Source organism: Streptosporangium minutum, from assembly GCF_002149035.1.
Classification (GTDB): domain Bacteria; phylum Actinomycetota; class Actinomycetes; order Streptosporangiales; family Streptosporangiaceae; genus Streptosporangium; species Streptosporangium minutum.
Genome location: NZ_NGFP01000029.1, coordinates 19,442 through 42,748 on the forward strand (window position 1 = coordinate 19,442; position 23,307 = coordinate 42,748).

Below are 23,307 nucleotides of genomic sequence, written 5' to 3' on the forward strand. Positions count from 1 at the left end.
GCTCAGCCCCTCCGGATCGCCGAACGGAGCCTGGAGAGCCGGGACCGGGACTCCGGCTTCCGTGCGGGCTCCGGGGACCGTTCCCCGCGGGCCGGAGCGGCCGCGGGCTGTTCCGGCGGGTTCCACGCCGGCTTCTCCGGGGGAGCCTGGGCGGGCCTCCCGGCCGCAGCCTGCGCGGACTTCTCCGGGGGAGCCTGGGCGGGCCTCCCCGCTGCGGCCTGTGCGGACTTCTCCGCGGGGGCCTGCGCGGACTTCCGGGCGGGGGCCGCGGGAGCGGCCGGGACCGGCCAGAACTCCGCCCGGTCACCGTGCCGCACGCCGTGGGTGGCCTTGATCGAAGTGGGGACGTCGTCCGCGCCCAGCAGGCGTGCCCGGCCCAGCGCCTCGGTCCGCTCCAGCGTCGCCGTGCCGTCGTCGCCGAGGTCGACGACGAGCATGCCGGACCGGTCGTCCTGGACCGCGGCGATCATCCGCTCCAGCGAGCCGTGCCCCAGCGGGACCGAGATCGGCCCGGTGTAGCGGAAGGGCGTCGGCGCGGGGGTGGGGGAGACTTCGTCGGCCAGCCGTACCCGCTCGTCGTGGGCGAAGTGCTCGTGCAGCAGCCGCAGCTCGAAGGAGGGGTCGCCGAGCACCGCGCGGCGGCCCGCGGGGAGCCGGGACCAGGGGGCGACCAGGGTGACCCGCACGTCGGTCACCGACCCCTCCAGCGCCGCGCTCACCGCGTCGCGCACCTGCCTTTCGTCGCCGTCGACATGGAGCACCACCTCCACGTACGGCACCAGCCACCGCCGGCCCCGGTCCTTGCGCAGGTCACGGCGGAGCGGAACACGGTGGGCGAGGTAGGGGCCGACCGCGCGGACCGCCCGGTCGCGGTCGCGGCGCTGCGCGGGAAGTCCCAGATGCACGGCCTGGGCGGCCATGTCGGGGACGAAGACCACCCCGTGCGCGGCCAGCCGGTAGGCGAACTCGGTGTCCTCGCCCCTGAGCACGTCGGGATCGAGGCCGCCGACGGCGTGGAAGGTCTCCCGGCGCATCGAAACCGTCGGCCCGGTGCACACGTGGTAGGGATTGCGGCTGGTCCGCAGGCCGTCGGTCCGGGAGATGGTCTGCTCGGTGGAGCTGGGCAGCGCCTCCGACAGGTCGAAGACGGCCTCCAACGGGCCCGTGCGCACGCCGTCGTACAGGCGGGCCGGGGAGAGTTCGGGCTCCTCGACGAACTTCTTCGCGCCGATGGCGACCAGGTAGCCGGCCAGGTGGTGCCAGCGGGCCAGCGCCTCGATGTGCTCGCGGCAGACGACCATGTCGGCGTCCAGGCGCTGGATGATCCGGCCCTCGGCGAGGGCGGCCCCGGTGTTCACCGCGTGCGCGATGCCCCAGTGCCCGGGGTCGGCGGTGACGATCCTGGTGCCCGGCGGAGCGATCTCCGGCAGCCGCAGCGGCGGGTCGCTGCCGTCGTCCACCACGATCACTTCCATGAGGTGATCGGGGTAGGTCTGCGCCGCCAGGGCGGCGAGGGTCAGGTCGAGCCTGCGCTGGCCGCCGTGTGCGGGAATGATCACGCTCACCGAGAGGGCCGGATCCCATTCGCCGAGGGCGGGAGGATCCAGGGGGGAGTAGTCGTTGTGCCGGATCAGGGGCAGGTCGGTCCCCGCTCCATCCGTCATGATGTGGCGCCCCTCGTCTGCGTCCCCGCTTGTCAAGTCCTGTCAACCCTATCCCCGGTTGCTTAGGGTTTCCTGTGGGAGAAAGTGAAATATGCCCGTGTTGTCCATTAGATGGACAACGCAGCCCGCCGCGTAGGCCGTTGCCCGTAGACTCGGTGCCTAACCCCGCAGGTAGGACGCGCACGGTGTACCCGGGCGCGGGAGGAGTAATCATGACCAGGGCGTGGCGTGGCCTCATCGAGGAGTACCGTGACCGACTTCCGGTGACCACGGCGACGCCGGTCGTCACGCTCCTGGAGGGCGGCACGCCGCTCGTCCCGGCGCGCCGGGTCTCGGCTCTGACCGGCTGTGACGTCTTCCTCAAGGTCGAGGGCGCGAACCCGACCGGCAGTTTCAAGGACCGTGGCATGACCATGGCCATCAGCAAGGCCGTCGAGGACGGCGCGAAGGCCGTCATCTGCGCCTCCACCGGCAACACCAGCGCCTCCGCCGCGGCCTACGCGGTCCGCGCGGGCCTGACCTGCGCCGTGCTGGTGCCCCGCGGCAAGATCGCGATGGGCAAGCTGGCGCAGGCGCTGGTCCACGGGGCCACGCTGCTCCAGGTCGAGGGCTCCTTCGACGACTGCCTGGAGATGACCAGGAAGCTGTCGGAGAACTACCCCATCGCGCTGGTCAACTCGGTGAACCCCTTCCGGCTCCAGGGCCAGAAGACCGCGGCCTTCGAGATCGTGGACGCGCTCGGCGACGCGCCCGACATCCACTGCATCCCGGTCGGCAACGCGGGCAACATCTCGGCCTACTGGATGGGTTACACCGAATACGCCGCGGACGGGCTCGCCACCAGGACGCCCCGCATGTTCGGCTTCCAGGCCAGCGGCTCCGCGCCGATCGTCAACGGCGCGCCGGTGACCCACCCGCACACGATCGCCACCGCGATCCGCATCGGCAACCCCGCCTCCTGGAAGCTCGCCGAGGCCGCCCGCGACGAGTCCGGCGGCGTCATCCAGGCCGTCACCGACCGCCAGATCGCCGCCGCGTACAAGCTGCTGGCCCAGGAGGAGGGCGTGTTCGTCGAGCTCGCCTCCGCCGCCAGCGTGGCCGGCCTCCTCCAGGCACACGAGCAGGGCCTCGTCGAGCCCGGCCGGCGCATCGTCTGCACGGTGACCGGCAACGGCCTCAAGGACCCCGACTGGGCCATCTCCGGCGCGCCCACGCCCGTGACGATCCCCATCGACGCCCACGCCGCGGCCACGGCGCTCGGACTCGCCTAGCGTTCCCATGACGACGCCGGTACGGCGGGGCGTCCCACCGGGAGGTCCCGCACCGGCCGTGCACAGCACCGAACGAAGCAGATAGGAGGAGGGGCTCCCTCCCTATGGCTGAGCCAGGGGCCTGCGCCCCAGAATTCCGATGACCGACAGCATCAAGGTCACCGTCCGGGTCCCGGCGACGTCGGCCAACCTCGGCCCCGGATTCGACACCCTGGGACTGGCCCTCGCCCTCTACGACGAGGTCGAGGTCGGTCTGGTCGACCCCGGCGACCCCCGTTCCCGTAGCGTCGGCATCGAGGTCACGGGGGAGGGCGCGGGCGAGCTCGACGACGGCGAGGGCCATCTCATCGTGAAGACGATGCGGCTGACCTTCGACCGGATGGGCCTTCCGCAGCCGCGCGGCATCCGGCTGCGCTGCCTCAACCGCATCCCGCACGCGCGGGGCCTGGGGTCCTCCTCCGCGGCGATCTGCGCGGGGATCCTCGCGGCACGGGCGCTGGCCGGGGCCCCGTACCCGGCGGTGGACGGCCCGGACCCCGCGGGCGGCCAGGCCGGCCCCGGCCGTCCGGGGGCGCGACGGGAGTTCACCGACGACGATGTCTTCGCGCTGGCCACCGAGATCGAGGGGCACCCCGACAACGTGGCGCCGTGTCTCGCGGGCGGGCTCACCATCGCATGGACAGATCAGTCGAACGCACCGCATATGGTGAAGCTGATCCCACACGCCGATATCCGGCCCGTGGCCATCATCCCCAGGCACCGGCTGTCCACAGAGGTCGCCCGGGGGCTGCTCCCCAAGGACGTGCCGCACTCCGACGCGTCCGCGAACGCCGGGCGGGCCGCGCTTCTCGTCGCGGCACTGACCGAACGGCCGGAGCGGGAACTGCTGCTGGCCGCCACCGAAGATCGGTTGCACCAGAATTACCGCGCGCCTGCGATGCCGCAGAGTGCGGATCTGGTACAACGTCTGCGCGGGCTCGGCGTCCCCACTGTCGTCTCGGGAGCGGGCCCCACAATTCTTGCGTTTTCGACAGTGGATACGCAGGATTTGATCGCACCGGAAGTGGGTACTGATTGGCACATCCAGCCACTGGATGTCGAAACCCGCGGTGCCTGCGTTGTCTCTCCCGAGACACGCTGATGCCTCTTCGACCTTCAGGGAATAGCTGTGTGCGCTGGTGATGTTAGGCTGGTAGCCGCACCAGGTGCCCCCTTGTGGGTGCGTGCTTGTCAGCCACACATCGCTGCATCATGTCTCGCTCTGTGAGGCGTGAGCGCCGCAGTGGCCTCCCCGAATCCGTCCCCTCCGAATGCTCCACATTCGGTTGGGGCAACGAGAGGCGGCGTTTGAGGGGACACGCGCGTTCGAATTACCTCGACATCTGGTTGCCGGTAGCAATCCGGGGGGTGTCCTCCAAGCCCCACCGTCGGCGAATCTCGATGGTGACGGCATGGATGTGCCCTTCTCCGACAGTGGCGACGGTCCTCAAGGGCCGTCGAGGATCGCAACGTGCAACCCGACCCGGTCTGTCCCACCGGGTTGATCGCACCACCGGGACGATTGGCTGATCGTGGCCACGCCCGACCCCTGGGAAGGACCCATTAGTGAGCGACACCACCGAACTCCTCTCCGACGCCGCCGGCGCACCGCCGGTGGCCGGCGACACCCCCACCCGCGCCGCGGCCAGGCCGCGCCGTCGCTCCGGCACCGGCCTGTCCGCCATGGTGCTGCCCGAGCTGCAGGCCATGGCCTCCGGACTTGGCATCAGCGGGACCGGGCGGATGCGCAAGAGCCAGCTCATCGCGGCCATCCAGGAGAAGCAGGGCGTATCACCCGAGAGCGCCCCTGCTCCCGCTCCCGCCGCCGTCAAGGAGGCTCCGCCGGCCCCGGCCGTCGCGGCCGAGCCGGTCGCCGAGCGCCCGGCCCGCAGCCGCAGGGAACGTTCCCGGCCCGCCGTCGCGGCCGAGCCCGTGGCCGAGCAGGCGCCCGCCGCGCCCGAGCCCGTGGCCGCAGCCGCTCCCGTCGTGGAGCAGCAGGCCGACGCCGCCCAGGCCGACAGCCGCGCCGAGCGCGGTGAGAGCCGCCGTGAGCGTGGCGACCGCCGTAGCCGCAACAGCGACCGTGGCGAGCGCACCGGTGACCGCCGCGACCGTGGCGACAGCCGTGGCGAGCGCGGCGACAGCCGTGGCGACCAGCGCGCCGCCGACGCGGGCCAGAACCGCGGCGAGCGCACCGACCGTGGCGAGCGCGTCAACGACCGTAACGACCGTGGCGAGCGTGGCGAGCGCGTCAACGACCGCACCGAGCGTGGCGAGCGCGTCAACGACCGCGGCGACCGGACCGACCGTGGCGACCGCGGTGACCGGACCGACCGCGGTGACCGTGGCGACCGGGCCGACCGTGGTGACCGCGGTGACCGTGGTCCGCAGAACCGTGGTCCGCAGGACCGCGGCGACCAGCACGGCGTCGGCGAGGACGACGACCGCCGTGGCCGCCGTGGCCGGTTCCGGGAGCGGAACCGTCGCGGCCGTGACCGCTTCGACAGCAACGAGCCCGTGGTCGGCGACGACGACGTCCTGATCCCGATCGCCGGCATCCTGGACATCCTCGACAACTACGCGTTCGTGCGGACCAGCGGTTACCTGCCGGGCTCCAACGACGTCTACGTCTCGCTGGCGCAGATCCGCCGTAACGGCCTGCGCAAGGGTGACGTCGTCACCGGCGCCGTCCGCCAGCCCCGCGACGGCGAGCGCCGCGAGAAGTTCAACGCGCTCGTCCGTCTCGACACGGTCAACGGCATGGACCCGGAGCAGGCGCGGCAGCGGCCCGACTTCAACAAGCTCGTCCCGCTCTACCCGCAGGAGCGGCTGCGCCTGGAGACCGAGCCGAACGTTCTGACCACCCGGATCATCGACATGGTGGCGCCGATCGGCAAGGGCCAGCGTGGCCTCATCGTCTCCCCGCCCAAGGCGGGAAAGACCATGGTGCTCCAGGCGATCGCCAACGCGATCACCCGGAACAACCCCGAGTGCCACCTGATGGTCGTCCTGGTCGACGAGCGTCCGGAAGAGGTCACCGACATGCAGCGGTCGGTGAAGGGCGAGGTCATCCACTCGACCTTCGACCGTCCCGCCGAGGACCACACCACGGTCGCCGAGCTCGCCATCGAGCGCGCCAAGCGTCTGGTGGAGCTGGGCCACGACGTCGTCGTGCTGCTCGACTCGATCACCCGTCTGGGCCGGGCCTACAACCTGGCGGCCCCGGCCTCCGGCCGGATCCTGTCCGGTGGTGTCGACTCCACCGCGCTCTACCCGCCGAAGCGCTTCTTCGGCGCCGCCCGCAACATCGAGAACGGCGGCTCGCTGACGATCCTCGCCACGGCGCTGGTCGAGACCGGCTCCAAGATGGACGAGGTCATCTTCGAGGAGTTCAAGGGCACCGGAAACCTGGAGCTCAAGCTCAACCGTTCGCTCGCCGACAAGCGGATCTTCCCCGCGGTGGACGTCGACGCGTCCGGTACCCGTAAGGAAGAGATCCTCATGGGCAAGGACGAGCTGCAGATCACCTGGAAGCTGCGGCGCGTGCTGCACGCTCTGGACATGCAGCAGGCCCTGGAGCTTCTCCTGGAGAAGATGAGGGAGACCAAGTCCAACGCGGAGTTCCTCCTCCAGGTCCAGAAGACGACGGTCAGCTCCGACCGCGACTGATCGACCGGCTGTACGACGGACGCCCCGGCCCCACGGCCGGGGCGTCCGCTGTTCCGGCGCCCTTGTGCGACCGCGCTCTTCGGGATATCCATACTTCAGGACGCCCGCCCGCTCCATTTCGCCGTGCCCCGGGCCCGGAGGTTCCGACGCCCCGGGACGAGCTCCGGGCGCGGGCCGTGATCGCAGTGCGGAGCCAGAGGGGGGCGCATGACGGCCGAGACGGCAGTGGGCGGACCGGTGGTGGGCATGCCGCTGCGACGGCGCGTTCCGCTGGGGCCCAACGGGCCGCTGGGGTTGATCGTCGATCCGATGACCTGGCGTGCCGTGCCGTACATGCTGGTGAGCGTCTTCTACGGCGCGGTCTGCTCCGCCTTCACGGCGTCCGCGCTCCCGGTCGCGCTCAGCCTGGTGATCGTGTGGGCCGGGCTGCCGCTGCTCGCGCTGACCATGTGCGCCTGGCGCGCCGCGGCGATGCTGGAGCGCAGGCTGGTCCGGCTGGCCTTCGGCGTCACGATCCGCGACCCCTACCGGCCATCCCAGGGCGACAACCTGTTCCTGCGCTGGAAGGACATGTTCGTCGATCCGGCGACCTGGAAGGACCTCCTCTACCTCCTGCTGTTGCTGCCGATCGGAGTCGTGGAGTTCGTCGTCTCGGTGGGCCTGTGGTTCCTGGGGCTCGGCATGATCGTCGTGCCCACGGTCCTGCTGTTCGGCGGAGCCCCGGTGACGATCACCGACGGGCTGCTGGTCGACAGCGCGCCGGAGGCGCTGCTGTGCGTGCCCGTCGGAGTGGGGGTCCTCCTCGTGGCGCTCTACGCGACGCGGGGGATGGGCTGGCTGCACGCGCTGCTCGCCGTCGCGCTGCTGGGCGCGGGGGAGAAGAACCTGCTGGCCGCCCGGGCGGCCCAGCTGCGGGCCAGCCGGGCCCGCGCGGTCGACGCGGCCGAGGCGGAGCGGCGCAGGATCGAGCGCGACCTGCACGACGGCGCCCAGCAGCGGCTGCTCTCCGTCGCCATGGACCTGGGCCGGGCCCAGGCCAAGATGGACTCCGACCCCCAGGGCGCCAGGGAGCTCCTCGCCCAGGCCCACGCCGGCGCCAAGGCGGCGATCGCCGAGCTGCGCGACCTCGCGAGGGGCATCCACCCGGCGATCCTCACCGACCGGGGACTGGCCGCGGCGCTCTCCTCGCTCGCGGCCCGGGCCCCCGTGCGGGTGGACCTGTCGGTGGAGGTCTCCCACCGCCCGCCGCCCGCGGTGGAGAGCATCGCGTACTTCGTCGTGGCCGAGTCCCTGACCAACATGGTCAAGCACTCCGAGGCGACCGAGGTCTCCGTCCGGGTCAGCCGCGAGAACCAGCGGGTGGTCGTCGAGGTGCACGACAACGGGGTCGGCGCCGCGGTGCCGCGCGCCGGAGGGGGGCTCGCGGGGCTGGCGGACCGGGCCGCGACCATCGACGGCACCCTGAGCGTGGACAGCCCGCTCGGCGGTCCCACGCTGATCCGCGCCGAACTGCCCTGCCAATGGTGAAAACTCGGACCATGCGGGTGGTGATCGCCGAAGACTCGGTGCTGTTGCGTGAGGGGCTGGCCCGGCTGCTGGCCGACGGCGGGATCGAGACCGTCGGGGTGGCGGGGGACGGCCCGGGGCTGGTGACCGCGGTCGCCGAGCACGGCCCCGACCTGGCGATCGTGGACGTGCGGATGCCGCCGAGCCACACCGACGAGGGGCTGCGCGCCGCCCTGGAGGCCAGGTCGCGGCGGCCGGGGCTGCCGATCCTGGTGCTGTCGCAGTACGTCGAGCAGCAGTACGCCGCCGAGTTGATCGGCGGGGGGGCGTCGGCGGTCGGCTACCTGCTCAAGGAGCGGATCGCGGACGTGTCGGAGTTCCTCGACGCGGTGCGCCGGGTGGCGTCCGGGGGGACGGTCATCGACCCCGAGGTGATCGCGCAGTTGCTGAGCCGCCACCGCCGGGACGATCCGCTGGAGTCCCTGACCGTCCGGGAACGGGAGGTCCTGGCCCTGATGGCCGAGGGGCGCTCCAACGCGGCGGTCGCCGCGCGCCTGGCCGTCACCGATGGCGCGGTGGAGAAGCACATCTCCGGCATCTTCGGCAAACTCGGCCTCGAACCCGCCTCCGACGACCACCGCCGGGTCCTGGCCGTCCTGGCCTACCTGGGCAGATGAGAGAACGCCCGGCGGTTGTCACCGCCGGGCGTTCCCGCTGTCCTCAGATCCCGTGTGTCCTGCCCGCCGTCTGTGCGGCTTGCGCCCGGGGTTGGGGACGCGAGCCGTACAGCGCGGCGCGGAGGGTGCCGCCTAGCGGACGTCCACGAACTCGTAGCCGGACTTGGAGCCGTAGGTCTTGCTGGTGCCGGGGACCTGGGCGCGCCAGTAGGCGTCGGTCTTCGGCTTGACGGTCTTGCTGAACTTGCCGCTGCCGTTCGCCTTCACGAAGTAGGCGAACTTCCAGCTGCCGCCCTTCTTCTTGGTGTAGAGCTCGACCATCTTGCCGGAGTAGGCGGAGCTGCCCCGGTAGGCCTTGCCGTACAGGCGGATCTTCTTGCCCTTCTTGACCTTGTTCGCGCTCACGTCGAACGAGACCTTCGACTTGGCCTTCTTCGACTTGGAGGAGCCCGTCTGGACCCAGAAGGTGTCGGCCTTCTCGAACTTCACGCTCTCCTTGCCGCGCGCGGCGACCAGCTCCAGGGTCCAGGACCCCGTGGCGTAGTCGTCGTCGAACCAGGTCTCCCGGTACCACTGGTCGGCGGTGTTGCTCTTCGACAGCTCCAGGTCGACGGAGTCGTTGCTGTCGTTGCTGAAGAGACGGGCGCTGACCGAGGAGGCGCCGATGATGTTCGCCTTGACGACGACCTCGGTGTCCTGGCCGGCGCTCACGACGACCGGGTCCGTCACCGAGGCGCTGACGTACTTGACCTGCGGGCTGACCGTGACTTCCTTGCAGCTGTCGCTGCTCGCGCTGTTACGGCTGACATGCAGGCGGACCTGCCACTTGCCGTCCTTGTTGTCCTTGGTGACCTTGAAGCTGCCCTTGAGCTTGACGTCGGCGGTGGGCAGCGTCGCCTCGCCGCTGGCCGGCGGAGCCGGGACGGCGGGCAGGGCCTCGATCGTGGCGCTGTTCCAGACGGTCTCGCCGGCGCGCTGGAATTCGGCCGTGACGGCGGTGATGTTCTTCTGAACGGACTTCTTGTCCTCGGCCAGCTTCCAGGCGTCCTTGAGCGTCGCCTCGAAGTCGACGGTGGCGTCGTCCTTGAGCGGGACGTAGGCGTCACCGACGGTGACGGCGGTGACGTCGGCGGTGTTCAGGTCGCAGGCCACTGCGGTGGCGCTGGTCTGGGTGGCGAAAGCGGTCGCCGTACCAGTTGCGAAGACGGCAGCCCCCGTTGCGGCCGCGAGAAGCAACCGCATTCCCTTCCTCATCTGGTCCCCTAACTGAAGTAAAAAAATAGGTAAAGCTACGGTTTGGGCACCGGAGCCTAGTGGTACTGGTGTTACTCGTCCACAAACGCAGGTCACCTCAGCGGGGAATGTCTTGTGGCCTGGGATGGTTGGAGCATCTGGCACACTGGTAGCCGAACCGCAGCGGTTCCGGTTCCCGCCCGCGCGCACCTCAGTGTGCACATCGCGCGCAAGCCCTGACAGGCGAGAGACAGTGGCGACCCGGCGACCGCGCCTTGGAGAGGAACTGAAGCCATGAAGCCCGACATCCACCCGGAGTATGTGACCACCTCGGTGACCTGCACCTGTGGTAACACCTTCACCACTCGCAGCACCGCCAAGAACGGTGCGATCCACGCCGACGTCTGCTCCGCCTGCCACCCGTTCTACACGGGCAAGCAGAAGATCCTGGACACCGGCGGCCGGGTGGCGCGCTTCGAGAAGCGCTTCGGCAAGAAGACCACGGGCCAGTAGCCCACACCCGACGCCGGCCCGGAACCACCCCCGTTCTCCGTGGGTGCGCCCGGGTCGGCGTTCGTGGTGATGAGGCAGGCTTCGACGGTTTTTCAGGAAGGACGCACGGTGAATCTCGACGAGCTGCTCAGTGAGTACGCCGAGCTGGAACTCAAGCTCGCCGACCCCGCCGTGCACGCCAACCCGACGCAGGCGCGCACCTTCGGCAGGCGCTACGCCGAGCTGACCCCGATCGTCACCACCTATCGGGAGCTCGAAGGCGTCCAGAACGACCTGGGCACGGCCAGGGAGCTGGCGTCCGAGGACGAGGCCTTCGCCGAGGAGGCCAAGGAGCTCGAAGGACGCGTCCCCGAGCTGGAGGACAAGCTCAGGCACCTGCTCATCCCGCGTGATCCCAACGATGACAAGGACATCATCATGGAGATCAAGGCGGGCGAGGGCGGTGAGGAGTCGGCGCTGTTCGCCGGTGACCTCCTGCGGATGTATCTGCGGTACGCCGAGCGGGTCGGCTGGAAGACCGAGCTCATCGACGCCACCCACTCCGACCTGGGCGGCTACAAGGACGTCACGGTGGCCCTGAAGGCCAGGGGCGACGAAGGCGTCTGGTCGCGGCTGAAGTTCGAGGGCGGCGTGCACCGCGTCCAGCGGGTGCCGGTCACCGAGTCGCAGGGCCGTATCCACACCAGCGCCGCGGGCGTCCTGGTCTATCCGGAGGCCGAGGAGGTCGACGTCCAGGTCGACCCGAACGACCTGCGCATCGACGTCTACCGCTCCAGCGGCCCCGGCGGCCAGAGCGTCAACACCACCGACTCCGCCGTGCGGATCACGCACATCCCCACCGGCGTGGTCGCCTCCTGCCAGAACGAGAAGAGCCAGCTCCAGAACAAGGAGTCGGCCATGCGCATCCTGCGGGCCCGCCTGCAGGCCATCGCCGAGGAGGAGGCCAACGCCGCCGCGATGGCCGAGCGCAAGTCCCAGATCCGGACGGTCGACCGCTCCGAGCGGATCCGCACCTACAACTTCCCCGAGAACCGCATCTCCGACCACCGTGTCGGCTTCAAGGCCTACAACCTTGATCAGGTTCTGGACGGTGACCTCACGGCCGTCATCCAGTCCCTGCTTGACGCCGAGATGGCGGAGAAGCTCGCCGCCCACTCATAGAACGCGCCCATGACCTTTCTGCTGGACGAGATCGCCCTCGCCACCGCCCGGCTCGCCGAGGCAGGTGTGCCGTCGCCACGCACCGACGCCGAGGAGATCGCCGCATATGTCCACGGTGTCCGGCGCAGCGAGCTGCACAACGTGACGGACTCGGACTTCGACGCGCTGTTCTGGGAGGGGGTCGCTCGGCGTGAAGCCCGTGAACCGCTCCAGCACATCACCGGGCGTGCCTACTTCCGCTACCTGTCCCTGGAGGTCGGGCCCGGCGTGTTCGTGCCGCGCCCGGAGACCGAGGTCGTGGCCGGCTGGGCCATCGAGCGGCTGCGGGAGATGGACGTCGCCTCCCCGGTGGTCGTGGATCTCGGCACCGGCTCCGGCGCCATCGCGCTGTCCATCGCCCAGGAGATCGCGCTGGCCACGGTGCACGCGGTCGAGGTCGACCCGGACGCCTACCGCTGGGCCAAGCGCAACATCCTGGAGCACGGCCAGGGCCGGGTCCACCTGCACCCGGAGGACCTGGCCGACGCCCTGTCCGAGCTGAACGGCCAGGTGGACCTGGTCATCTCGAATCCGCCCTACATCCCGCCGGGGGCGATCCCCCGCGATCCCGAGGTGCGTGACTACGACCCGCACCGGGCGCTGTACGGCTCCGGCAGCGACGGTCTCGACGAGGTCAGGGCGGTGGAACGGACCGCCAGGCGACTGCTGCGTCCGGGCGGGTTCGTCGCCGTGGAGCACGCCGACGAGCAGGGCACCCCGGTCTATCTGATCTTCCCCGAGGACAACGGCTGGCGCGATGTCCGCAGCCGCCAGGACCTCACCCGCAGGGACCGCTTCGTCACCGCCCGTTTCGGCCAGGAATAGGCAGGAACGAGCTGGCGCGGCACGAGCGAGCCGGTGAACACATTGACGCGCTCTCCGGCCTGAAGGCCGGAGATTCAGCCCGTGCCGCGTCACGCGGCACCTCTGAGGCTTCCTGCTTCATCGGCCTGTGCCACCGCGAGCGGTGGTCTTACCTGGCCTCCACAGGCGTTTGACGTCTCCGCCTCCTGCCGCGTCTCAGCGGCAGGTTTCCGTCCGGCGGCGACGATTCGTCGTCCTTCGGCCAGCACGTTGATGGCCGCGTTGATGTCTCGGTCGTGGGTCGCGCCGCAGGCGCATACCCAGTCACGGACGTTCAACGGCATCGACTCTTGCAGGGTGGCGCACTCCGAGCACAGTTTCGAGGAAGGGAACCAGCGGTCGATCCTGACGAACGTCCGGCCGTACCGCCTGGCCTTGTACTCCAGCATCCCGACGAACTGTGACCAGCCCGCATCGTGAATGCTCTTGGCCAGCTTGGTGCGCGCCAGACCGGACACGGCGAGGTCTTCCACGTAGATTGCTTGGTTGTCGCGGATCAGCATGGTGGACAGTTTGTGTGCCCAGTCGCGGTGCGTGTCGGTTACCTTGGCGTACGCCTTGGCGACCTTCAGCTTGGCCTTCGCCCGGTTCGCTGAGCCCTTCTCCTTGCGGGAAAGGTTGCGCTGTGCTTTCCTCAGTCGCCGTTCGGCCTTGCGGAGGAAGCGCGGGTTGTTCACCTTCCGGCCGTCGGACAATACGGCGAAGTGTGACAGGCCCAGGTCGATCCCGACCTCGTGCGTCCCGCCCGGCAACGCCTCGTCTGTCGTCTCGATGACGAACGAGGCGAAGTACCGTCCCGCGCCGTCCTTGACGACCGTCACGCTCGATGGCTCAACGGGCAGGTCGCGAGACCAGCGGACCGGGATGTCACCGATCTTCGGCAGGCGTAGTTTTCCGCCCGCCGTGATGGCGAAGCGGGCGTTCTTGGTGAACCGGATCGCCTGCCGGGTGTCCTTCTTGGACCGGAACCGGGGCGGGCCCACCTTTGGCCCCTTCCGCTTCCCCGACAGCGAGGCGAAGAAGTTGCGGTACGCGGTATTCAGGTCGGCGAGCGCCTGCTGCAATACCACGGCTGACACCTCGCCCAGCCAGGCTCGCTCCGGGGTCCGCTTCGCCTCGGTGATGACCTGCTTGGACAGGTCCCCGTCCGAGACGTAGGGCAAGCCGTTGTCGCGTGCGTCCTGTCGTGCGCGCAGCCCGTCGTCGAACACCACCCGCGCACACCCGAACGCCCGAGCCAGTGATTCGCGCTGACCTGTGGTCGGGTAGAGGCGGTAGTTGCATCTGAGCTGCACACTACCAATAGTACTACACGTACGAACAGTTCGAATAAGCCTTTTGGTACCATGAAGAGCATGGAGCACACCTCGACCAACGACCTGCGCAACCAACTCGGACGCCGGATCGACGAAGCCCACTACCGGGGCGAACACCTCGTGATCGAGAAGAACGGTGAACCCCGCGCCGTCCTTGTTCCCTATGCATGGTGGGTCGAGCAGCAAAACGAGGCAGGCCAGAGCACGCTCGCGCCCTGAAGGGCACTCCCGCGCGGCCTTCACCCCCGGCCTGAAGGCCGGAGCACTGGCCCGCAATCCGGTAGCTTTGGCTCACTGATGACGAGCCGCTGGGCGAGGAGGCAAAGTGAGCCGACGTTATGACTGCACGGATGCCGAGCAGCGGGCCGCCGGCCTGACCGACGCGGCGTCAGCCGTACGGCGGGGCGAGCTCGTGGTGCTCCCGACCGACACCGTCTACGGCATCGGCGCCGACGCTTTCACGCCGTCCGCCGTCACCTCCCTGCTGGAGGCCAAGGGGCGCGGCCGGGACATGCCGGTGCCCGTGCTGGTCGGCACCGTGCGCGCCGCCAACGCCCTCGTGGAGAACCTCGGCCCGTACGGCCAGGATCTCGTCGACTCTTTCTGGCCCGGCCCGCTCACGCTGATCTGCCGCGCCAACCGGTCGCTGTCATGGGACCTGGGCGACAGCAAGGGCACCGTCGCCATCCGGATGCCCCTGCACTCGGTCGCTCTGGAGCTGCTCAAGGAGACCGGCCCGATGGCCGTCTCCAGCGCCAACCGCTCCGGGGCCCCGGCGGCCATCACGGCGGCCGACGCGGACAAGCAGCTCGGTGACTCGGTCGCCGTCTATCTCGACGGCGGGCCGTGCGCCGACGACACCCCGTCCACGATCCTCGACCTGACCACGGCGGTTCCCCGGCTGCTGCGCCGTGGGGCCGTCTCGGTGGAGAAGCTGCGCGGGGTGATCGGCTACGTGGCGACGGACGCGGGTCCGGAGTCCGACGACTGACCAGCGGATCCACGGCTTATGCCGTGATCCATGCTGTCTGATTATCCTCGTGACGCGGGGCTGTCTCCCCGGTACCGTGAAGTCCGCCGACACTTCCGGGAGACGTCCATGGGTAAGTTCGACGGAATGGACCCCAAGCTGGTCCGTGATCTGCTGTCCGAGGTCAATCAGGCGTCCAAGCAGATGCGGGCCGTCGAGGGCCAGGTCACCCGGCTGATGAGCGGGGCGGGTCTCTCCTCGCAGTCCACCCACCGTCCGTCGCAGATCGCCGACGCGTGCGAGGTGATGGTCCGCGACGTCTCCGCCCGGGTGGCACTGCTGGAGAAGAAGATCAAGCAGGGGTCGGCGCCCCCGGCCGAGCCGAGGGCCGGAGAGCCGAAGACCGCCGACTCCGGACAGGACGCCCGGACGGACGGGAAGTCCGAGCCGAAGCCCGATTCCGGTGCGGACGGGAAGGCCGACCCGAAGCCGGACAGGCCGAAGGTCGAGGATCTGAAGCCGGCCGTGCCCAAGGGCGACGAGGCTCCCCCGTCACGGGAACAGTCCTCGGACAGCGGGTCCAAGGACGACCCGAAGCCCGGCTCCAAGCACGACACCGATTCCGGCTCCAAGGGGGAGACGGGTTCCAAGGGCGACGAGACGTCTCCGCGTAAGGGGGGTTCCACCTCCGAGGCGCCCCGGGACGATCCCGATTCCCGCAAGGTGAATGTCTACGACCCGCGGACGGCGAACGTCGACGCCACCGCTCCGGACGCCAAGCCGGACACCGGTTCCAAGGCTGACGAGACGTCTCCGCGTGATGGAGGTTCCGTCTCCGAGGCGCCTCGGGACGATCCCGATTCCCGGGTGAACGTCGACGACACCGGTTCGAAGGGGGATGAGACGTCTCCGCGTGATGGAGGTTCCGTCTCCGAGGCGCCCCGGGACGATCCCGATTCCCGGGTGGTGAACGTCGACGCCACCGCTCCGGACGCCAAGCCGGACACCGGTTCCAAGGGGGATGAGACGTCTCCGCGTGATGGGGGTTCCGTCTCCGAGGCGCCCCGGGACGATCCTGATTCCCGGGTGGTGAACGTCGATGCCACCGCTCCGGACGCCAAGCCGGACACCGGTTCCAAGGGCGACGAGCGCTCGCCCAGGGACGGGGGCGGTGTCTCCGGCGTCGACGTCCCGGACACCGCGGGCAAGGACCACCCCGACGACATCGACCAGCGGGGCGACATGCGGCCGAGGGTCGTGGCGGTGGACGGGGTGCAGGTGCTCCAGGTCCCGCTCGACTCGCCCACGGCGGCGGAGGTCGCCGAGCTGCTGAAGAACATCGAGGACATCCCACCACTGGAGATGCCCGGCGTCGACGGCGCCTCCGACACCACCGGCACGCAGCCCGACCGGGTCGACCCGGCTGCGGCGCCGCCGTGGACCGGCTCCGACACCTCCGTCCCCGACACGGTGGAGCCCGATCCCGAGCAGCGGATCCAGCCGCCGGGCACGGGTGAGGAGAGCGGCACCCGGTCGGCGGGGAGCGCGCCGGGGAGCGCGGAGACGCCGCCCGCCGAGACCGCGGTGGGCGAGTCGGCCGCGCGGTGGGCGGCCGACGGCGCCGACGTGGTCTCGGTGCAGGCGGACCCGCCGAGCACCGACGCGATCAGGACGCTCGCCGGCAACGTGCGCGACATCGAGCCGCTGGACATGCCGGGCGTGCAGGTGCCCGACGGCGAGACGTGGGGTGAGGGCGCGTGGACGCCCATGGACGTCGGGCCCGACGGCTCGGCGGGCGATGTGGATCCGGGAGACCCGCTGCAGCCGATCCCGCCGCCCGGCGGCGGACGGGCGGGCGGGCAGTGAGCGTGAGGAGCCTGTGATGTTCGTGGATCCACCCGCACCGCAGCCGCTGCAGCCGGGGGAGACCCCGCCCGCCTCGGCGGCTCCCGGCCTGCCGTCCCCGGACGGGGCGATCGCGTGGGAGTTCAACCCCGACTACCAGCGGCTGGTCACGATGTGGCGGCAGGTGCTCCCCACCCTCGACACCCTGACCTCCACCCTGGACAAGGCCTACCAGCTGGCCAGGAGCAGGGACGTCTGGGACGCCCCGGTCTCGGGGCGTTACGTGGAGGAGATGGCCGAGTGGCGCACCCGTCTCGGCCTCTACCGCCAGGCGATCCTCACCTCGATCAGCGACCAGGCGGCCGACACCCCGAGATGGGTGCCCGCCAACGCCGGGGCTCCGCACGCATTCTCGTGACGGCGCGCCCCTGACTTCGGAAAACAGGGGCGTCCGGGCTTACAGTGGGGTGAGTCGTCATCCCTGGGGTGTGAGCCATGGGCGCAGAGCCGTACTACGGGCCCGACTTCGGGCTCCTGCACAGGCGGGACCCAGAGGTCGCGCAGGTCCTCCTTGACGAGCTCGATCGGCTCCGCGGTGGCCTCCAGCTCATCGCCAGCGAGAACTTCGCCTCGCCGGCGGTGCTCGCCGCGCTCGGATCGACGCTCAACAACAAGTACGCCGAGGGGTATCCCGGCAGGCGCTACTACGCCGGCTGCGAGGTCGTCGACCGGGCCGAGCGGCTCGCGATCGACCGGGCCAGGCGGCTGTTCGGCGCAGATCACGTCAACGTCCAGCCGTACTCGGGCGCCTCGGCGAACCTCGCCGCCTACGCCGCGCTGCTCCAGCCGGGCGACACGGTGCTGGCCATGGAGCTGTCACACGGCGGCCACCTCACCCACGGCTCCAGGGTCAACTTCTCCGGCCGGTGGTTCGACGTCGTCTCGTACGGCGTGCGCAGGGACACCGAGCTGATCGACTATGACGAGGTCAGGGAGCTGGCGCTGCGGCACCAGCCCAAGATGATCATCTGTGGTGCCACGGCCTACCCGCGTGAGATCGACTTCGCCGCCTTCCGGGGCATCGCGGACGAGGTCGGCGCCTGGCTGCTGGCCGACGTCGCCCACACCGTCGGCCTGATGGCCGGAGGCGCCCTGCCGTCCGCCGTGCCGTACGCCGACGTGGTCACCTTCACCACGCACAAGGCGCTGCGCGGCCCGAGAGGCGGCGGCATCATGTGCACGCGGGAGCTGGCGGCCCGGATCGACCGGGCGGTCTTCCCGTTCGTCCAGGGAGGCCCGCTCATGCACGCGGTGGCGGCCAAGGCGGTGGCGTTCGGCGAGGCGCTCCAACCGGAGTTCGCCGAGTACGCGCGTCAGGTGGTGGCCAACGCCCAGGTGCTGGCCGACGCGCTGGCCGCCGAGGGGATGCGGCCCGTCTCCGGGGGCACCGACAGCCATCTGGCCCTGATCGACCTGCGCGATGTCGGGGTCACCGGCGCGGTGGCCGAGCAGCGGTGCGCCGCCGCCGGGATCACCCTGAACCGCAACACCATCCCCTACGACCCCGAGCCGCCCACGGTGACGTCCGGTATCCGGGTCGGCACCCCCTGCGTCACGACACAGGGGATGGGGACCGAGCAGATGAAGGAGGTGGCCTCGATGGTTGCACAGGTCATCCGCAACCCTGACGCAGTGGGAGAGATCAGGGCGCGGGTGGCGGCGCTCACCGAGATCCATCAGATTTATCCCAGCGAACTATGAGCTGTTCTGTGTCGTTTTCCGGTCACAGCTGGCCGGACTATCCGCGAAACTAGGTCTGTGCGCGAATATCTACTCATGGCGCTGGTGGCGGCAGCGGTGACCTACCTCCTGGTCCCGCTGGTCCGCGTGTTCGCCATCCGCATCGGTGCGATGCCAGAGGTCCGTGACCGTGACGTGCACACCACTCCGACCCCCAGACTCGGCGGTCTGGCGATGTACGGCGGGCTCGTCGCCGGCCTGCTGATCGCCAGCCAGTTGCCCTACGCCGGGGGCAGGCTGGCCGAGGGCAAGACCGTGATCGCGCTGATTGCGGCGGGCGGCCTGATCACCCTGACCGGCTTCCTGGACGACTGGTGGGGGATGGACGCCCTCATCAAACTCGCCGGGCAGGTCGGCGCCGCGGGTGTCCTCGTCGCCTTCGACGTCAGCCTTCCGTGGCTCCCGTTCCCCACCGCGCTGGGCGGTCAGATCATCCTCGACTCCACGCTGAGTCCACTGCTCACGATCCTGGTCGTGGTCGTCATGATCAATGCGGTGAACTTCGTCGACGGGCTGGACGGCCTGGCGGGCGGGATCGTGGGCATCGCCGCCATGGCCACCTGGACCTACTCCATCGTGCTGTCCAAGGACTACGGCGACACCAGCATCAACGTCACGGCGGCGATCGCCTCGGTGCTCATCGGCATGTGCCTCGGCTTCCTGCCGCACAACTTCCACCCGGCGAAGATCTTCATGGGCGACACCGGGGCGATGCTGATCGGCCTGGTCCTCGCGTCCACGATGATCACCATCACGCCCCTCGACTCGACCAGCATCAACCGCTTCCCGGTGATCCTGCCGATGCTGGTGCCGGTCGCCATCCTGGTGCTGCCGCTGCTCGACCTGATCATGGCGGTGATCCGGCGCACCTCCAACGGCCTGTCGCCGTTCTCCCCCGACCGGGGGCATCTGCACCACCGGCTGCTGGACATCGGTCACTCGCACCGGCGCAGCGTGCTGATCATGTACACCTGGACGTTCCTGTTCGCCTTCACGGTCGTGGCGATGTCCGTCGAGGGCGTCCCGCTCGTGCTGTTCCCGCTCACCGTGCTGCTGGCCGTGGGCGTGCTGGTGATGATGGCGCTGCCGAGCTGGCGCGCGCGCAGGAGCGGGGGCGGCGGCGCCGGCACCGGCGGGCGTCACGTCCGCCCCGGCGGAGGGCCGGTCCAGGGGCAGAGCCGCCCGCTCCCCCCGGAGACGCCCGGCCCCCGGTCGGTGGCGGCCGACGACGACACGGCGGTGCTCTCCGTGCTCCCTGACCTGTCACTTACCGCTCCCAGCCCGGGTTTCTCAGCCCCTGAGACGCCGCGTTGAACACCTGCCGGAAACCTCTTGATCGTTTACTTGAAACGGCAGGTAAAGGCGCTCTTCTGTGAGCTTGTGATAGCTTTCACTAGCAGCCGCTCAACAGGATGAGCCCTGCAGGGTAGCAATCGCTCGCTTGATAACAGTTACTTGGAGTGCCGATGCAGGCCAACGACGTGCGCCTCCTGAAGGGGGCTGCGATACCCACGCTGCTGGTGGGGCTTGTCGTGGTCGTCGCCGCAGCCCTCGTAGCCGGAGGCAAGGGGGCGCTGGGCGCGGCGATCGGGGCACTGGTCGTCTGTGTCTTCTTCACCCTCGGCATCGTCGCGATCTCCTACGCCGGCCGGGTCTCGCCGATGGCGATGATGACCGCCGCGGTCGTGACCTACGCGGTGAAAATCCTCATAGTCATGGCCCTGTTGAAGGCGTTCGAGAACGCCACCGCGTTCGAGCCCAAGGCGTTCGGCTGGGGTGCCGTCGTATGCACCGTCGCCTGGACCATCGGCGAGATGCGAGGGTTCATGAAGCTCAAAATGCTCTATGTCGACCCCGATGGCAAGACCCCCGGATCCGGGTGATACCCGATGAGGCGTAGTATCTCGCTGGCGGGTGTGACCGGGCCCGATATGACTAGTCCCCACCGCGGCTGCTATCGTCATGCCCGCGATGAGCGAGAAGAAAATCCGGCCCGAGGACGACGGCCGCGACTTTGCCAGCGCCGCTTGGTCGATCCCCAGCTATCTCCTCTCCGGGATGATCTTGTATGGCGGCGCCGGATGGTTGCTGTCCAAATGGACGGGCGTGATCGCTTTCACCCCGATCGGATTGATCCTCGGAGTCGCTCTCGCCGTCTACCTGGTCTACCGGAAGTACGGTCGCTAGCCTTCGGCGGCGGTCGCTTCGCTGACGAAGCCATTTCGATCCACTACCACGCTGAAGGGAACGCCGCGTGAGCACGCTGACGCTCCTCGCTTCCGGGGACGAGTTCACGCCTCCGGGCCTCGAACTCTTCGACCTCCCCCCGATCATTCCAGGCGTCGACTGGTTCACGAAGCCCGTGCTGCTGGCGCTTCTGAGCACGCTCATCGTCGTGGTCTTCTGCTGGTCCGCGTTCGCCAATCCGAAGATCGTGCCCCGGGGCGTCCAGAACGTCGCCGAGATGGGCTACATGTTCGTCCGCGACCAGGTCGCCCGGCCGTTCCTCGGCAAGGACGCCGACCGGTGGATGGGCCTGCTGCTCAGCATCTTCTTCCTGGTCTGGATCTGGAACCTGATGGGGGTCGTCCCCGTCCTGCAGTTCCCGGTGGCCTCGCACATCGCCTTCCCGATCGTGCTGGCGGTCAGCATCTACGTCCTCAAGGTCTACCTGGGCGTCAAGCACCAGGGACCGGTCGGTTATTTCAAGAACATGATGTTCCCGCCGGGGCTGCCCAAGGCGATCTACGTGCTGCTGGCCCCGATCGAGTTCCTCTCGAACATGATCATCGCGCCCTTCACCCACGCGGTCCGACTGTTCGCCAACATGTTCGCCGGCCACATCATCCTCGCGTTCTTCAGCATGGTCGGCTTCTGGTTCCTCTTCGAGAAGCTCACGCCGCTGGGCGCCCCGCTCGGCGTGGTCGGCGTCCTCATGACGATCGCCATGACCGGCTTCGAGATGTTCATCCAGTTCCTGCAGGCGTTCCTCTTCTCCATGCTCGCCGCGATGTACATCGGCAACTCGCTCCACGCCGAGCACTAAGACCAACCTCGAATAGTCCAGACCGGTGGGACGTCCCACCGGCCGACCGTAAAGGAATACAGGAATGTCCGTCCTCGCTGAGGTCACCGGCTCCCTCAACGCTCTCGGCTCGATCGGCTACGGTCTCGCCGCCATCGGCCCCGGCATCGGCGTCGGCATCATCTTCGGTCAGGGTGTGCAGGCGATCGCCCGCCAGCCCGAGGCCTACGGCCTGATCCGCCAGAACATGCTGCTCGGCTTCGTTCTGACCGAGGCCCTGGCCCTGATCGGCCTCGTCGCGCCGTTCATGTTCCGCTAAGACGCAACAAACCTGACGGAAGGCTGCACACATGATTCAGGCAGCTTCACTCCTGGCAGCGGAGGAGGGGGGCAACCCCCTCATCCCACACACCTACGAGCTGGTCGTCGGCGTCTTCGCGTTCCTCGTCGTCCTCATCGTCGTCGGTAAGATCCTCACCCCGCGCATCCAGAAGACCCTGGTCGAGCGGACCGAGGCCATCGAGGGCGGGATCCAGAAGGCGCAGGACGCGCAGGCCGAGGCCCAGACGCTGCTCAAGCAGTACAAGGACCAGCTCGCCGAGGCTCGTCACGAGGCTTCGCGCCTGCGTGAAGAGGCTCGCGAGCAGGGTGCTCAGATCAAGGCCGAGCTCCGCGAGGAGGCGCAGGCCGAGGCCCGTCGTCTCGTCGAGGCCGCGCACATCCAGATCGAGGCCGACCGCCAGCAGGCGTTCGCCCAGCTCCGCTCCGAGATCGGCCGCCTGTCGACCGATCTGGCCAGCCGCATCGTCGGTGAGTCCCTGGAGGACGAGGCGCGTCAGCGCCGCACCGTCGACCGGTTCCTTGAGGAGCTCGAGTCGAGCAGCGCGGCGGTCCGCTGATGCTGAGAGGTCTGAGCAGGGCTTCGCTGGCCGAGGTCGAAGAGCGCTTCAACGCCGTGGCGGGAAGCGCGGACCTCGGCTCGCTGGCCGACGAGCTCTTCGCGGTCGCCGACCTGTTCGACCGTGAGCACGGGCTCCGCCGTAACCTGTCCGACCCCGCCCGCCCGGCGGCCCAGAAGGCGCAAGCCGTACGGGTCCTGCTGGAGGGCAAGGTCAGCGGTGCCGCACTGGAGACGGTCATCGCGGCCGTCTCCGTCAAGTGGGCGCGCTCGGGCGACCTGGCCGACGCGCTCGAGCGTCTCGGCGTGATCGCCGCCGCGGCCGAGGCCGAGGCGGCGAGCAGGCTCGACGACGTCGAGGACGAGCTGTTCCGGTTCGGGCGCATCGTCGCCTCGAACCTGGAGCTGCACCGGACCCTGACCGCCCCCGGCGTTCCCGCGCAGGCCAAGCAGGAGCTGCTCGGCTCCCTGCTCGCCGGCAAGGTCGCCCCCACCACCCTCCGTCTGATCTCGCAGCTCGTGGTGCATCCGCGAGGACGTAGCCTGGACAGAGGACTGGAAGAGTTCGGCTACCTGGTCGCCGCCCAGCGGCAGCGTCTCGTCGCAGTGGTGCGCAGCGCTGTCGAGCTCTCCGAGGAGCAGAAGCGGCGTCTCGCCACGTGGCTGCGCACCTCGTATGGCCGCGACGTTCATCTGAACGTCGAGGTGGATCCGCGAGTGCTCGGAGGGTTCTCGGTTCACATCGGGGACGACCTCATCGACACCACCATCGCGGGACGAATCGAAGAAGTCCGCCGCCGGTTGGCCGGCTAGGCGA

The 23,307-nt window shown here is 69.4% G+C and carries 23 protein-coding genes; 20 read left to right on the plus strand and 3 right to left on the minus strand.

Going from position 1 to position 23,307, the window contains the following annotated elements:
• Positions 1 to 2: 2 nt before the first annotated feature.
• Positions 3 to 1,664: a glycosyltransferase family 2 protein gene (locus CA984_RS09170; protein ID WP_086570236.1), complete on the minus strand. Its 1,662-nt coding sequence runs from the start codon at positions 1,662 to 1,664 to the stop codon at positions 3 to 5.
• 212 nt (positions 1,665 to 1,876) lie between these two features.
• Between CA984_RS09170 and thrC the strand changes: the two genes are divergently transcribed.
• The 5 genes from thrC (at position 1,877) to CA984_RS09195 (ending at position 8,826) form a co-directional block, all read left to right on the plus strand.
• Positions 1,877 to 2,935 carry a threonine synthase gene (thrC, locus tag CA984_RS09175; protein WP_086570238.1) on the plus strand — a complete coding sequence of 353 codons (1,059 nt, stop codon included), beginning with the start codon at positions 1,877 to 1,879 and terminating at the stop codon, positions 2,933 to 2,935.
• A gap of 139 nt (positions 2,936 to 3,074) precedes the next feature.
• Complete coding sequence (locus CA984_RS09180) at positions 3,075 to 4,076, plus strand: homoserine kinase (protein ID WP_086570240.1); 1,002 nt, start codon at positions 3,075 to 3,077, stop codon at positions 4,074 to 4,076.
• Positions 4,077 to 4,540: 464 nt separating this feature from the next.
• The gene (rho, locus tag CA984_RS09185) at positions 4,541 to 6,643 is read left to right on the plus strand and encodes a transcription termination factor Rho (RefSeq protein ID WP_086570242.1); all 2,103 of its coding nucleotides are present in this window, start codon (positions 4,541 to 4,543) and stop codon (positions 6,641 to 6,643) included.
• Between the two features lie 207 nt (positions 6,644 to 6,850).
• Complete coding sequence (locus CA984_RS09190; protein WP_086570244.1) at positions 6,851 to 8,170, plus strand: sensor histidine kinase; 1,320 nt, start codon at positions 6,851 to 6,853, stop codon at positions 8,168 to 8,170.
• Between the two features lie 11 nt (positions 8,171 to 8,181).
• Entirely contained in the window at positions 8,182 to 8,826 is a 645-nt protein-coding gene (locus tag CA984_RS09195) for a response regulator transcription factor (protein WP_031159154.1), read from the plus strand.
• Between the two features lie 132 nt (positions 8,827 to 8,958).
• Here CA984_RS09195 and CA984_RS09200 read toward each other — a convergent pair whose 3' ends face one another.
• The gene (locus CA984_RS09200) at positions 8,959 to 10,068 is read right to left on the minus strand and encodes a hypothetical protein (protein WP_133061582.1); all 1,110 of its coding nucleotides are present in this window, start codon (positions 10,066 to 10,068) and stop codon (positions 8,959 to 8,961) included.
• A gap of 285 nt (positions 10,069 to 10,353) precedes the next feature.
• Here CA984_RS09200 and rpmE point away from each other — a divergent pair, with 285 nt between their 5' ends.
• The 3 genes from rpmE to prmC all read left to right on the plus strand — a co-directional run bounded on the left by rpmE (position 10,354) and on the right by prmC (position 12,597).
• Entirely contained in the window at positions 10,354 to 10,572 is a 219-nt protein-coding gene (rpmE, locus tag CA984_RS09205; RefSeq protein ID WP_086570248.1) for a 50S ribosomal protein L31, read from the plus strand.
• A 108-nt stretch (positions 10,573 to 10,680) separates the two neighbouring features.
• Positions 10,681 to 11,733: a peptide chain release factor 1 gene (prfA, locus tag CA984_RS09210; RefSeq protein WP_207620794.1), complete on the plus strand. Its 1,053-nt coding sequence runs from the start codon at positions 10,681 to 10,683 to the stop codon at positions 11,731 to 11,733.
• 9 nt (positions 11,734 to 11,742) lie between these two features.
• Entirely contained in the window at positions 11,743 to 12,597 is an 855-nt protein-coding gene (gene prmC / locus CA984_RS09215) for a peptide chain release factor N(5)-glutamine methyltransferase (RefSeq protein WP_031159147.1), read from the plus strand.
• A gap of 89 nt (positions 12,598 to 12,686) precedes the next feature.
• Here the strand turns inward: prmC and CA984_RS09220 are convergent, their stop codons facing one another.
• On the minus strand, positions 12,687 to 13,931 hold the full coding sequence (locus tag CA984_RS09220; protein ID WP_086570251.1) for an RNA-guided endonuclease InsQ/TnpB family protein: 1,245 nt from the start codon (positions 13,929 to 13,931) through the stop codon (positions 12,687 to 12,689).
• A 60-nt stretch (positions 13,932 to 13,991) separates the two neighbouring features.
• Here CA984_RS09220 and CA984_RS09225 point away from each other — a divergent pair, with 60 nt between their 5' ends.
• The 12 genes from CA984_RS09225 to CA984_RS09280 all read left to right on the plus strand — a co-directional run bounded on the left by CA984_RS09225 (position 13,992) and on the right by CA984_RS09280 (position 23,303).
• Positions 13,992 to 14,171, plus strand: a complete 180-nt coding sequence (locus CA984_RS09225; RefSeq protein WP_165781175.1) for a type II toxin-antitoxin system Phd/YefM family antitoxin — start codon at positions 13,992 to 13,994, stop codon at positions 14,169 to 14,171.
• Positions 14,172 to 14,277: 106 nt separating this feature from the next.
• Positions 14,278 to 14,943 (plus strand): L-threonylcarbamoyladenylate synthase, encoded by a 666-nt coding sequence (locus CA984_RS09230; protein WP_086570254.1) that lies wholly within the window; start codon positions 14,278 to 14,280, stop codon positions 14,941 to 14,943.
• A 108-nt stretch (positions 14,944 to 15,051) separates the two neighbouring features.
• A complete protein-coding gene (locus CA984_RS09235) occupies positions 15,052 to 16,788 on the plus strand; it encodes a hypothetical protein (protein ID WP_086570256.1) in 1,737 nt (578 codons plus the stop codon).
• A gap of 16 nt (positions 16,789 to 16,804) precedes the next feature.
• Positions 16,805 to 17,185 (plus strand): hypothetical protein, encoded by a 381-nt coding sequence (locus CA984_RS09240; RefSeq protein WP_031159124.1) that lies wholly within the window; start codon positions 16,805 to 16,807, stop codon positions 17,183 to 17,185.
• A 77-nt stretch (positions 17,186 to 17,262) separates the two neighbouring features.
• The gene (locus CA984_RS09245; RefSeq protein ID WP_086570258.1) at positions 17,263 to 18,528 is read left to right on the plus strand and encodes a serine hydroxymethyltransferase; all 1,266 of its coding nucleotides are present in this window, start codon (positions 17,263 to 17,265) and stop codon (positions 18,526 to 18,528) included.
• A gap of 57 nt (positions 18,529 to 18,585) precedes the next feature.
• A complete protein-coding gene (locus tag CA984_RS09250; RefSeq protein WP_207620795.1) occupies positions 18,586 to 19,881 on the plus strand; it encodes a glycosyltransferase family 4 protein in 1,296 nt (431 codons plus the stop codon).
• Between the two features lie 152 nt (positions 19,882 to 20,033).
• Positions 20,034 to 20,450: a Cg1360 family ATP-synthase-associated protein gene (locus CA984_RS09255; RefSeq protein WP_086570262.1), complete on the plus strand. Its 417-nt coding sequence runs from the start codon at positions 20,034 to 20,036 to the stop codon at positions 20,448 to 20,450.
• A gap of 88 nt (positions 20,451 to 20,538) precedes the next feature.
• Entirely contained in the window at positions 20,539 to 20,754 is a 216-nt protein-coding gene (locus tag CA984_RS09260) for an AtpZ/AtpI family protein (protein ID WP_242675831.1), read from the plus strand.
• A gap of 67 nt (positions 20,755 to 20,821) precedes the next feature.
• On the plus strand, positions 20,822 to 21,613 hold the full coding sequence (gene atpB / locus CA984_RS09265; protein ID WP_086570266.1) for a F0F1 ATP synthase subunit A: 792 nt from the start codon (positions 20,822 to 20,824) through the stop codon (positions 21,611 to 21,613).
• A 64-nt stretch (positions 21,614 to 21,677) separates the two neighbouring features.
• Positions 21,678 to 21,911, plus strand: coding sequence for an ATP synthase F0 subunit C (atpE, locus tag CA984_RS09270; protein ID WP_012888402.1), 234 nt, complete (start codon positions 21,678 to 21,680; stop codon positions 21,909 to 21,911).
• Positions 21,912 to 21,942: 31 nt separating this feature from the next.
• A complete protein-coding gene (locus tag CA984_RS09275) occupies positions 21,943 to 22,491 on the plus strand; it encodes a F0F1 ATP synthase subunit B (RefSeq protein WP_086570269.1) in 549 nt (182 codons plus the stop codon).
• Positions 22,491 to 23,303 (plus strand): F0F1 ATP synthase subunit delta, encoded by an 813-nt coding sequence (locus CA984_RS09280; RefSeq protein ID WP_231509375.1) that lies wholly within the window; start codon positions 22,491 to 22,493, stop codon positions 23,301 to 23,303. The genes CA984_RS09275 and CA984_RS09280 overlap by 1 nt, the downstream gene beginning before the upstream one ends.
• Positions 23,304 to 23,307 lie beyond the last annotated feature (4 nt).